Source organism: Nocardia sp. NPDC050435 (genome assembly GCF_040655395.1).
In the GTDB taxonomy this organism is placed as follows: Bacteria; Actinomycetota; Actinomycetes; order Mycobacteriales; family Mycobacteriaceae; genus Nocardia.
Map to the genome: position 1 here is coordinate 435,970 of NZ_JBFAJW010000001.1, position 11,905 is coordinate 447,874.

The window sequence follows — 11,905 nt, forward strand, 5'->3', positions numbered from 1 at the left end:
GGCTCAGCGGTCCGCGTCGACCTGTTCGAGGATGGTTTGGCGGGTCCGGGCCCACGCGGCGGAGGCGACGTCGACGAACTCCGCGTGCCCGACGCCGGGCAGCACGAGCAGCCGGGCGTTGTCGCCGCGTGCGATCGCCGTGTCCACATAGCGCCGGCTCTGGTCGAGCGGGACGACGCGGTCGGCGTCGCCGTGCACGGCCAGCAGGCGCACGCCGACCGGGAGCTGCCGGATGGGGGAGGCCGTCCGATACCGCTCGGGGACCTGATCGGGCAAGCCGCCCAGCAGATCTCGGACGAACGCGTCCCGGCCGTGTGTTGCGGCGAGCTCGAGGTCGAGGACGCCGGCCATCAGGATGGCGCTGCGCGGGCGGAAACCGGGCCGGACCCCGGGAGCCTCCGCCGGCAGGGTGTGCCGTCCCGCGACCCAGGCCGCGAGGTGCCCGCCGGCGGAGTGCCCGGCCAGATGCACCCGCCGCAGATCGAGGCGATGCCCGGCCCGGGCCTGCACGACCGTCGCCAGCGCCGCCACCGCCGCGGCGACGTCGGCCAGGGTGACCGGCCAGCCACCGGCGCCGTGCACCCGGCGGTATTCGATGCTCCAGACCGCGACTCCCGCTTCGGCCAGTGAGTGCGAGATCGGGGCGAAGTGGGTCAGCGTCCGGTTCTGCGCCCACCCGCCGCCGTGGATCATCACCACGACGGGCAGCCGTCCGACCGTGCCCTCCGGGAGGTACAGATCGCCGAAGGTATCCGGTTCCGGACCGTACGGAATACGTTGCGAAACAGCGGGATACGGTGCGCGCGGCAGGGGGTCCGCGGGCGTCTCGGAGGTGGTCGCGCCGGGCACGACGACGAGCACCGCCAGCGTCGCGAGCACCGCGAGGCGGCGGCCCGCGGACATCACCACCACCGGAGCACTGGGCCGAGCTCCCGGCCCAGGGCCGGCGCCAGCGACCGGGAGTAGCTGGCGGTGAGGTGGTGCTCGTCGTGATAGATGAGCACATTGCCCGCCGCCACCGGGCAGATGTCGGTCTGGCACACGGCGTCGGTGAGATCGATCGGCGTGACATTGGGAAAGCCGGCGGCCGGTTCGGCGGCCGGATCGACCGGGCTCAGCGCCGCGTCCCGGCGCATTCCGCAGCTGAGTGGATCGCCGCCGCCGCCGAGGCAATCGACGGCGCGATACCGGACCCCGCCGTCGCGGCGCAGCCACGGGGTGTCGCGGATGGCAACGACATTCAGGCCGCGCTCGGCCAGCGCCGTCCACACGTCGAGGTAGTCCCGGGGTGTTTCGTCGCCGCCTTCGTCGACCGGGCGCGTGCCGGTGGTGAAGATCCAGTCCGGGCGGTCCACCGCCAGCCGGTCGATCACCTCGTGGGACCAATCGCGGCAGTCCGGATTGGATTCGCCCTGGTACTCCGGCGCGGCGGCGACGGTGAGCGGGCAGCCCATCTTCAGGTAGACCTCGAGCCGGAACCGGTGTTCGGCGGCCAGCACCTGGAGCGCGGGCAGCCAGTGCTCGGCATGGGAGCTGCCCACCACCGCGAGGGTGCGCTCGGCGGTCTGGTCGCCGTAGACGCAGGTGATCACCTCGCGGGTGTCCCAGTCCGCGATGCACCCGTCCCGGGTCGGGGGCGGCACGTCGGCCGCGGCCTCGAACAGGCTGGGGCGCAAGGGCGCCGGGGGCACGGGGATGCCGTGGACGAGTGCTTCGGCGCCCGGATAGAGATTCTGGTCCAGCCCGGCGATCGGCTCGTCGGGCCGCGCGTCGATCACCACGTGCCAGATCGAGGACGCCGACACCACCAGCACCCCGAGCAGCGCGACGACCGGGCCGGCCCAGTGGCGCGCCCGTGACCTGCCGCGCAGCGGCTGCTCGATGCAGCGGTGCGTGAACCACGCCAGCGCCAGCGACAACGCGATGAGCGCCAGTCCCGCCGCCGGACCGACCCGGTGCTGCCCGGACTCGGCCATGTAGAAGATGAGCAGGGGCCAATGCCACAGGTAGAGGCCGTAGGCCAGCTCGCCGAGCCGGACCGGCACCGGGCTGGCCAGCCAGCGATTCGGCGCGGGCCGTTCGGCGGCAACGAGATTCGCGCCGGCCAGGATGACGGCGACGGTGGCGGCGACGGGCAACAGGGCCGCCGGGCCGGGGAACTGGTTCGCGCCGTCGAGCACCACGCCGCAGAGCAGCACACCGGCCAGGCCGAGCACCGCGAGTGTCTGCCGGATCGGCCGGGCCAGGCGAATCAGCGGCGCCAGGACGGCGAGGGCGGATCCCGTGAGCAGTTCCCAGCCGCGGGCGAAGGTGTCGTAATAGTTCCAGGCCTGGTGTGTTTCGGTGCCGCGCATCGCGTAGACGAACGACAGCGGCACCACGACCAGGGTCAGGATCAGCACCACCGGGCGCAGCATCTCGCCGCGCCCGAACTGCCGCAGCAGCCCGGCCAGCACCGCGATCACCAGCAGCGCCGCAAGATAGAACTGGCCCTGCACCGCCATCGACCACAGGTGCTGGAGCGGGCTCACCGACGGGTCGGCCGCCAGGTAATCCGACCATGTCAGCGCCAGCTGCCAGTTCTGGTAGTAGAATATCGAGGCCAGCGTCTGGTCGGCGATGCCGGCCCACTGGGTGTAGGGACTGAGCAGCACCGAGGCGACCGACACCGCCGCGAGCACCACCACCAGCGCGGGCAGCAGCCGCTTCGCCGTGCGGCGCAGCGTGGGCAGGATCGGCCCGGAATCGTCGGATTCGACTCTGCGCAGCAGCATTCCGGTGAAGAAGAAGCCCGACAGCACCAGGAACACGTCGACGCCGCCGGAGACCCGCCGGAACCAGATATGGAAGGCGACCACCAGCAGGATCGCCACTCCGCGCAAGCCGTCGAGATCGCGGCGGTAACCGCTCGCCCGCCGCGCGGGATCGCGCGTCGCGATCGCGGCGGATCTGCCGTTCGCCGTGGTGGCCGGGGTTTCGGACGGCGAGGACGACTGGCTGAACACGACTCACTCTCGGCAGAAGTTCGCGGCGGATCCGACATAGCCTATCCGAGAATGTGATCCGCGATTCCGCCGCCGGAGCCGCGCCGCGCGGGACTCGCCGCTGTGATCGCGCTTCGGGCGAGCAGCCTTGACCCGCCCCAGTTCGCGGACGAGACTGCCGGGCGTGCCTACGGCCACGGAATTCCGGCAGTCGTTGCGGGGACCGCATCACCCATTTCAGGAAGGAATGTCGTGACATCCGATAGTCGTCCACCCACTCCCGACACCGAGACTCGCAGCGAAAGCGAGAGCGAGAATCCGGCGATCCCGTCCCCGCAACCCAAGACGGACCGGCGCCCGCACAGCAACAAGGACTGGTGGCCCGAGCAGATCGATGTCTCGGTGCTGCACGCGCACTCGTCCAAATCGAACCCGCTCGGCGAAAGTTTCGACTACGCCAAGGAATTCGAGAAGCTCGACGTCGAGGCCCTCAAGGCCGACGTCGCCGCCGTGCTGACCGATTCGCAGGACTGGTGGCCCGCCGACTACGGCAACTACGGCGGCCTGTTCATCCGGATGAGCTGGCATGCCGCGGGCACCTACCGCATCGCCGACGGGCGTGGCGGCGGCGGCCAAGGGGCGCAGCGCTTCGCGCCGCTCAACAGCTGGCCCGACAACGCCAACCTGGACAAGGCCCGCCGGCTGCTGTGGCCGGTCAAGCAGAAGTACGGCAACGCGATCTCCTGGGCCGATCTGCTGGTCTTCACCGGCAATGTGGCCCTGGAGTCCATGGGTTTCCAGACCTTCGGGTTCGGCTTCGGCCGGCCCGATATCTGGGAACCGGAGGAGGTCTTCTGGGGGCCGGAGGACACCTGGCTCGGCGACGAGCGCTACAGCGGCGAGCGGGAGCTGTCGGGTCCGCTCGGCGCGGTCCAGATGGGCCTGATCTATGTGAATCCCGAAGGGCCCAACGGACAGCCGGATCCGGTCGCCGCCGCCCGCGACATCCGCGAGACGTTCGGCCGCATGGCCATGAACGACGAGGAGACCGCGGCCCTGATCGTCGGCGGCCACAGCTTCGGCAAGACCCACGGCGCCGGCGACGCCGAGCTGGTCGGCCCCGAACCCGAGGCCGCGCCGCTCGAGCAGCAGGGCCTGGGCTGGAAGAGCGCCTTCGGCACCGGCAAGGGCAAGGACGCGATCACCAGCGGCCTCGAGGTGGTGTGGACGGCCACACCCACCAAGTGGGGCAACGGTTTTCTGCAGAACCTCTACGGGTACGAGTGGGAGCTGACCAAGAGCCCCGCCGGCGCCTGGCAGTGGACGGCCAAGGACGCCGAGAACACGATCCCGGATCCGTTCGACGGACCCGCGCGCAAGCCCACCATGCTGACCACCGATCTGTCCCTGCGCGAGGATCCGGTCTACCGCGAGATCACCAGCCGGTGGCTCGAGCATCCGGAGGAACTGGCCGAGGCGTTCGCCAAGGCCTGGTACAAGCTGCTGCACCGCGACATGGGCCCGGTCAGCCGCTACCTGGGGCCGTGGGTGGCCGAGCCGCAGCTGTGGCAGGATCCGGTGCCCGCCGTCGAGCACGAACTGATCGACGCGCCCGACATCGTCGCGCTCAAGGCCCGGATCCTGGACTCGGGGCTGTCGGTCACGCAGCTGGTCAAAACCGCGTGGGCGGCCGCGGCCAGCTTCCGCAGCACCGACAAGCGCGGCGGCGCCAACGGCGCGCGAATCCGCCTGGAGCCGCAACGGAATTGGGAGGTCAACGAACCCGCGGAACTGGCCGAGGTGCTGCCCGTGCTGGAACGGATCCAGCAGGACTTCAACGGTTCCGGCGGCAAGCAGGTCTCGCTGGCCGACGTGATCGTGCTCGCCGGCGCCGCCGCCGTGGAAAAGGCGGCCCGGGACGCCGGTCACGAGATCACGGTGCCGTTCCGGCCCGGCCGGACCGACGCGACCCAGGACGCCACCGACGTGGCGTCGTTCGCGGTGCTCGAACCGCGCGCCGACGGGTTCCGCAACTACGTCCGCGAAGGGGAGAAGGCGCCGCTGGAACGGCTGCTGCTGGACCGCGCGTACATGCTCGACCTGACCGCGCCCGAAATGACGGTCCTGATCGGCGGACTGCGTGCCCTCGGCGCCACCTACGGCGGCAGCGCCCACGGCGTCTTCACCGACCGCCCGGGCACGCTGAGCACGGATTTCTTCGTCAACGTGCTCGACATGGACACCGAGTGGAAGCCGTCCGGGTCCGCGGCCAACGTCTACGAGGGCGTCGACCGGCGTACCGGCGCGACCAAGTGGACCGCGACGGCCAACGACCTGGTCTTCGGCTCGCACTCGGTGCTGCGCGCGGTGGCCGAGGTGTACGCCCAGCGGGACGCGGGCGCGAAGTTCGTCGCCGATTTCGTGGCCGCCTGGATCAAGGTCGCCGAGAACGACCGCTTCGACCTGGCCTGATCCGCGTCGATCGAGAACCGGGCCGCCCGCGGGCGGCCCGGTTCCGCACTGACCAGTGCGGCATGTCACTGTGCGTTTGCCGTCCTTCGCACGGGCTATAGCGGTCGGAGCCGCAACCCCGTCGAAAGGTGTGATTCATGGCGATCGCGACGATCAACCCGGCCGACAACAGCACGGTCGCGGAGTTCGACGAGTTCAGTGACCAGCAGGTCGACGCGGCCGTCGACGCCGCGGCGGCCGCGTATCCCGCGTGGCGGGCCCGGCCCGCCGCCGAGCGCGCGGCCGTCCTCGCCCGCGCCGCGGAGCTCATGGCCGACCGGGTGGACGAGCTCGCGTCGTTGCTGACCCTCGAGATGGGCAAGCTGATCGGCGAGAGCGAGGGCGAGGTGGCCCTGGCCGCGTCGATCCTGCGGTACTACGCGGACAACAGCGCGGCGATGACCGCCGACGAGACCATCGAGGTCGACGACGGCTCGGCGATCGTGCGCACCGTCCCGATCGGGACGCTGCTGGGCATCATGCCCTGGAACTTCCCGCTGTATCAGGTGGTCCGCTTCGCCGCCCCGAACCTGGCGCTCGGCAATACGGTGCTGATCAAGCACGCCAGCAATTGCCCGCAGTCGGCGCTGGCCCTGGAGCGGCTGTTCGCCGACGCCGGTGCGCCCGCGGGTGTGTACACGAATCTGTTCGTCTCCGGCTCGAAGATCGCGCGCATCATCGGCAATCCCGCGATCAAGGGCGTCTCGCTGACCGGCAGCGAGGCCGCGGGCGCGAGTGTGGGCGAGCACGCCGGGAAGAACCTGAAGAAGTCCGTGCTCGAACTCGGCGGCAGCGATCCGTTCGTCGTGCTCGACGCGGGCGAGGATTTCGATCGGCTGATCGAGGCCGCGGTCACCGGGCGCATGGCCAACACCGGGCAGAGCTGCGTGGCCTCGAAGCGATTCTTCGTCGTCGGCGAGCTCTACGACCGATTCGTCGCCGGACTGGTCGGCGCTTTCGAGGCGCTGCGCGCGGGCGACCCGAAGGACACGTCCACGACGCTGGGGCCGCTGTCGTCCGAGCAGGCCGCCGCCGATCTCGCGGAGATCGTCCAGGACGCCCTCGACCACGGCGCGACGGCCGAGGTCGGCGGGCACCGGATGGCCCGTCCCGGCGCCTATTTCGAGGCCACGGTGCTGACCGGTGTCACCGCGGAGATGCGCGCGTTCCACGAGGAGCTGTTCGGTCCGGTTGCCGTCGTCTACGCGGTCGAGGACGCCGACGACGCGGTGACGCAGGCCAACGCCTCGACCTTCGGGCTGGGCGCCACCGTGTACTCGGGTGACGCCGAGGCCGCCCGCGCGGTCGCGGACCGGCTCGACAGCGGCATGGTGTGGATCAACCATCCGACCGGGACCGCGCCCGAGCTGCCCTTCGGCGGCGTCGAGCGCTCGGGCTACGGGCGTGAGCTCTCGCACTACGGCCTCGGAGAGTTCGCCAACCACAAGCTGATTCGCACCGTCCCCGAAAAGTCCCCGATCGCGGGGGCGGGCGGCTAGACATCACGATCGTCCCGAGAGAGAGGGTGCAGTATGCGTGCAGCGTCGATCAAGGAATTCGGTGGGCCCGACGTCCTCGAGGTCCAGGAGGTACGGACACCGATCGCCGGGCCGGGCGAGGTGCTGGTGCGGGTGCACGCCTCGAGCGCGAACCCGGTGGACGCGCTTGTGCGGGAAGGCGCGGCGAATCCGCGGCTGCCGTTGCCGGCGGTGCTGGGCAGTGATGTGGCCGGTGTCGTCGCCGAAATCGGGCCGGGGGTCAGTGATTTCGCGGTCGGGGACGAGGTGTTCTACACCTCGGAGCTGGCCGACGGCGGTGCCGCGTACGCCGAATTCCACGCCGCTTCCGCCGCGATCGTCGCGCCGAAACCCGCGGCGCTGTCCTTCGGCGAGGCGGCCGCGATTCCCCTGGCCGGTGGGACGGCCTGGGAGGCGATCGTCCGGCGGCTGGCCGTGCGGCCGGGGCAGGTCGTGCTGGTGCACGGCGGGTCCGGCGGCGTCGGGTCCTTCGCGATCCAATTCGCCCGCGCGGCAGGCGCGTCCGTGCTCGCCACGGCCGGAGCCGACCACGCGGAGCTGGTGCGGGAGCTGGGTGCGACGCCGATCGACTACAAGTCGGAGGATTTCGTCGAGGTGGCCCGGGAGCACACCGGCGGCCGCGGCGTGGATGCCGTGCTGGACACCGTCGGCGGGGAGAACGTGGCGCGCAGTCTGTCCGCCACCCGCGACGGCGGCCGGGTCGCGACGATCCTCGCGCCCGATACCGCGCTGGACTCGCTGTACCAGCGTAACCAGACGCTGTACGGCATCTTCCTCACCCGCGAGCGCGCGCGTCTGCTCGAGATGACACCGGTGTTCGAGCGCGGCCTCGCGCGGCCGCGCATCGGGAAAGTGCTCGGCCTCGACCAGATCGCCGAGGCCCATCGGCTGCTCGACGCCGGGCACAACGGCGGCAAGATCGTCATCGATATCGGCTGAGGCGCGGATCGCCGTCGGCGCAGTGGCGGAGCGGCTTTCGCTCGGGGTTGTATCCGGTACCGGGGTACGGGCTTACCGTCGAAGCATGACGATTTCCTCTGCTGCCGGGGATCGGTTGCCCGCGGCGTGCACCCTGCCGAGCGCGGACCGGCCGATCCGGGTGGCCGAGTTCGACCGGTTCCTGCGCACCTCGGTCCGGACAGTGCGCCGGCGCGGACCGCGACGACTGGAGCTGCTCGTGGACGCGCGGGCCGAAGCGGTCGCGCGGGAGCTGGCCGGGCGCGAAAGCGAGTGCTGTTCGTTCTTCGGCTTCGACTTCGCCGCCACCGCGGACGGCGTGGTCATGGGCGTGGAGGTTCCGCCGCCGTATGTCTCGGTGCTCGAGGCCCTCGCGGAGCGTGCGGTCCGGTGACCGGGTTGCGCACCGGCCAGCTGGCCGCGGCGGCCGGGGTGAACGTCCAGACGCTGCGGTACTACGAGCGGCGCGGCCTGCTCGCCGAGCCCGGCCGCACCCTGGGCGGGCACCGGCTGTATCCGGAGGCGTCGGTGACCGTGTTGCGGGTGATCAAGGCCGCCCAGCGGCTCGGCTTCACCCTCGCGGAGGTCGCGGACCTGCTCGCCCGGCGGCAGCCCGACGCGGACCTGCCGGGACTGGTGGCCGGAAAGCTCGGCGAGGTCGACCGGAAGCTGGCCGAACTCACCGCCGTCCGCGCCACCCTGGCGGCGGCGTTGCACGCCGGATGCGCGGATCTGGTGGCGTGCAGCGAATCTCCGGAGTGCCCGATGCCGTTCGCGCCCTAGCCGCGCCGGAAGGCGTCGGTCAGGCGCGGTGTGCCCGTCGTGGTGACCACGTCGACGCACGCGCCGAGGAACCGGTTCTCCAGCGTCGTGCTCAGCAGCGCGTCGGCCAGATCGGCGCGGGCGGTGTAGCGGCCGGGGATGCTCGACGGGGCGAGGGTGTAGTCGGTGCTCGCGGCGCCGTCGAACAGGCCGGAGGCGCGGACGATGGTCCAGTCGAGCCCGCTGCCGCGGACCGCGTCTTCCATCCGCGCCATGTCGGCGTAGGCGGTCCGGCCCAGGGTGCGCAGGGCCGGGAGCAGCAGCGTGCGGAAGAGCAGGGTTTCGCCCGGGGCCGCGGTGCCGGCGACGCAGACCGAGCTCACGCAGACCAGTCGGCGCACGCCGTGTAACCGCATGGCGCGCAAGATGTTTCCGACGCCGTCGGTGAAGATCGAGACGGGTTTCCAGGTGTAGCTCCCGCCCAGGATCGAGATCACGGCGTCGCTGCCCGCGAGGGCGGCCGCGACCGCGTCGCCGTCGCGCGCGTCCGTGCGCACGACCCGGAGCAGGGGATCCGTGACGGGAAATTCCCCGGGCCGGCGTACCGCCGCGGTGACCTGCTGGTTTCTCGTCAGCGCCTGGCGGACCACCTGGAGTCCGGTCGGGCCGCTCGCGCCGAAGACGACGATCTTCATTACTACCCCCGTGCTGGATGTGAATTCAGTGCGCCGCACCGGAATCGGCGGCTTTCCCCGTCAAGAGGGGGACGATCAAGGAGGCGACGACGCGCTCGTAGTAGTCGCCGTCGAGGGGCTCTTCGGAATCGAGGAGCCGGTAGAAGATCATCGCGGGCACCACGTCCGCGATGAGTGCCGTGTCGGCGGTGGCGGCGATCTCCCCGCGGGCGCGGGCGTTGTCGACGATGGCGGCGTAGGCCGCGCGCCGCGGTGCGGCGATGACCTCGTCCACGGTGTCGCGCAGCCGGGGATCGCGTTTGATCGAGGCCGCGATCGCGGACAGGATCGCATCGCGCGGGCCGTCGCGGTCGAGATACATCGCGCCCACGGCGAGCAGGTCCGAGCGCAGGCTGCCGGTGTCGGGAACGGGCTCGGTCCAGGCCAGCAGCCGGACCGCGTCGCGGACCAGCTCCGATTTGTCCTTCCAGCGCCGGTACACCGTCGCGCGGCTCGCGCCCGCCCGGACCGCGACGGAATCCATTGTCAGCCGGTCGTATCCGACCTCGGGCAGGATCTCGCTGACCGCCGCCAGCAGGGCGGTGTCGCGCTCCGGATCACGGGGACGACCGTGGGATTTCGGCTCGGCCGCATCGGGTGGTGGCACGTGCCGAGCGTAACGCCGCGGGACTTACGAAACAACTGTGTCTTGTATCGCATATCGACCGCCGAAACCGCCGGTCGCCGCTGATAGCGTGTACCGGTGCTGTCCAGCCCCGATCTCCCGGAAACTCGCGACCCCGCCAGTGAGGCGTCGTGGATCGCCCGCACCGCCGACGCCGTCGTCGAGCACGCGAAACAGACCGGTGCGACGACACTGGTGTGCGCGTCGGGGATCAGTCCCTCCGGGGAGATCCACCTCGGCAACCTGCGCGAGGCGATGACGGCGCACCTGATCGCCGAGGAACTGCTCGCGCGCGGGCTGGACGCGATCCACCATCACTCCTGGGACGACTACGACCGATTCCGGAAAGTGCCTGCGGGAGTGCCGAAGCAGTGGGCCGAGCACGTCGGCAAGCCGCTGGCCGCGGTCCCCGATCCGGACGGGCGCGAGGAGTCCTACGCCGTGCGGCACATGACACGCTTCACCGACGCGCTGGACCGCCTGGGCATCCGGATGCGCGAGGTCCGGCAATCGGTCGCCTATCCGGCGGGCGCCTACAACGAGCGGATCCGGGTGGCGCTGGACCGGCGCGGCGAGATCTTCGACATTCTCGAGACGTTCCAGACCGAGGGCCGCCACGAGACCCCGGTCGAGGAGCGGCGCGCCGCGTACTACCCGTACAAGCCGTATTGCGAAGTGTGCGGGAAGGATTCGACCGAGGTCACCGGGTGGGACGGCGACACGGTCGGCTACACCTGTCGCTGCGGGCACACCGGCGGGCACAGTCTCGCCGACGGCAGCCACCCCTCCGGGAAACTGGTGTGGAAGGTGGACTGGCCGATGCGGTGGGCCTTCGAAGGGGTGCAATTCGAACCGGCCGGGGAGGATCACCACGCGCCGACGAGTTCGTTCGCCTCCGGGCGCGTCATCGTCCGGGAGCTCTACGCCGCGCAGGCGCCGTCCACGGCCGTCTATTCGTTCGTGCGCCCGGCCGGCGGCGGCGGCAAGCTGTCGAGCAGCGCCGGCGGGGCCGCCACCCCGGGCAGCATTCTCGACATCCTCGAACCGCCCATGGTGCGCTGGCTCTACGCGCGCCGCCTGCCCGCCAACGGTTTCACCATCGACCTCTCGCCCTCGGCGATCGTCCGGCTGTACGACGAGTGGGATCGCTATCGCGCGAAAGTCGTTGCGGGGCGGGCGTCCGCGGTGGAAGCGCACCTCTACGAGCTGTGCGTGCGCACGCACGCCGGGTCGGTCGAACAGTCGGCCCGCCCGGTGTCGTTCCGCCTGCTGTCGGCCCTGGTCGATCTCACCGCGGGCAACACCGCCCAGATCGCCCGGTTGCTGCGCGAACAGCTCGCCGCCGAGGGCGCCGGCGACGTGCCCGCCACCGACGCGGAACTCCTGGCCCAGCTGGAGCCGCGCCTGAGCAACGCGATCCGCTACACCGAGGCGCTGCCGGACACCGACCGCACCCTGGTCCGCACCGAATTCCACGCCGCCGCCTGGCAGGACCTCGACCCCGAAACCCGCGGTGGCGTAGCACTTCTGGTCGAACGCATGGTCACCGACTGGACCCTGCCCGGCCTGACCACGACGGTCTACGCTATTCCGAAACTGCTGGCGGGTCTGCCCGCCGACGCCGACCCGACCCCCGAGCTGAAGAAGCAGCAGCGCACCTTCTTCAAGGCCCTGTACCAGCTGCTGGTCTCCCGCGACACCGGCCCGCGCCTGCCCACCCTGCTGCTCTCCCTCGGCCCCGACCGCGCGCGAACGCTGCTGACGCCCAGCTGATATTCGGTCCGCTCCTCACCC

10 protein-coding genes are annotated in these 11,905 nt (G+C 71.1%); 6 read left to right on the forward strand and 4 right to left on the reverse strand.

Annotation, left to right across the window (positions count from 1 at the left end; translation table 11 throughout):
* Positions 1-3 precede the first annotated feature (3 nt).
* The gene (locus AB0I43_RS02225; protein ID WP_357431164.1) at positions 4-903 is read right to left on the reverse strand and encodes an alpha/beta fold hydrolase; all 900 of its coding nucleotides are present in this window, start codon (positions 901-903) and stop codon (positions 4-6) included.
* Complete coding sequence (locus AB0I43_RS02230) at positions 903-3,005, reverse strand: acyltransferase family protein (RefSeq protein WP_357431037.1); 2,103 nt, start codon at positions 3,003-3,005, stop codon at positions 903-905. Before AB0I43_RS02230 ends, AB0I43_RS02225 begins: the two co-directional genes overlap by 1 nt.
* A gap of 231 nt (positions 3,006-3,236) precedes the next feature.
* Here AB0I43_RS02230 and katG point away from each other — a divergent pair, with 231 nt between their 5' ends.
* The 5 genes from katG (at position 3,237) to AB0I43_RS02255 (ending at position 8,773) form a co-directional block, all read left to right on the forward strand.
* Positions 3,237-5,456, forward strand: coding sequence for a catalase/peroxidase HPI (gene katG, locus AB0I43_RS02235; protein WP_357431039.1), 2,220 nt, complete (start codon positions 3,237-3,239; stop codon positions 5,454-5,456).
* Between the two features lie 137 nt (positions 5,457-5,593).
* Positions 5,594-6,994, forward strand: a complete 1,401-nt coding sequence (locus AB0I43_RS02240) for an NAD-dependent succinate-semialdehyde dehydrogenase (RefSeq protein WP_357431041.1) — start codon at positions 5,594-5,596, stop codon at positions 6,992-6,994.
* 33 nt (positions 6,995-7,027) lie between these two features.
* A complete protein-coding gene (locus AB0I43_RS02245) occupies positions 7,028-7,972 on the forward strand; it encodes a zinc-binding dehydrogenase (RefSeq protein ID WP_357431043.1) in 945 nt (314 codons plus the stop codon).
* Positions 7,973-8,057: 85 nt separating this feature from the next.
* Positions 8,058-8,384, forward strand: a complete 327-nt coding sequence (locus tag AB0I43_RS02250; protein ID WP_357431045.1) for a hypothetical protein — start codon at positions 8,058-8,060, stop codon at positions 8,382-8,384.
* On the forward strand, positions 8,381-8,773 hold the full coding sequence (locus tag AB0I43_RS02255) for a MerR family transcriptional regulator (RefSeq protein WP_357431047.1): 393 nt from the start codon (positions 8,381-8,383) through the stop codon (positions 8,771-8,773). The genes AB0I43_RS02250 and AB0I43_RS02255 overlap by 4 nt, the downstream gene beginning before the upstream one ends.
* Here the strand turns inward: AB0I43_RS02255 and AB0I43_RS02260 are convergent.
* Positions 8,770-9,447: an NAD(P)H-binding protein gene (locus tag AB0I43_RS02260; RefSeq protein WP_357431049.1), complete on the reverse strand. Its 678-nt coding sequence runs from the start codon at positions 9,445-9,447 to the stop codon at positions 8,770-8,772. The two genes, AB0I43_RS02255 and AB0I43_RS02260, sit on opposite strands and share 4 nt — an antisense overlap.
* A gap of 25 nt (positions 9,448-9,472) precedes the next feature.
* Positions 9,473-10,093: a TetR/AcrR family transcriptional regulator gene (locus AB0I43_RS02265; protein WP_357431051.1), complete on the reverse strand. Its 621-nt coding sequence runs from the start codon at positions 10,091-10,093 to the stop codon at positions 9,473-9,475.
* Positions 10,094-10,189: 96 nt separating this feature from the next.
* Here AB0I43_RS02265 and lysS point away from each other — a divergent pair, with 96 nt between their 5' ends.
* Positions 10,190-11,884 carry a lysine--tRNA ligase gene (gene lysS, locus AB0I43_RS02270; protein ID WP_357431053.1) on the forward strand — a complete coding sequence of 565 codons (1,695 nt, stop codon included), beginning with the start codon at positions 10,190-10,192 and terminating at the stop codon, positions 11,882-11,884.
* Positions 11,885-11,905: the final 21 nt, after the last annotated feature.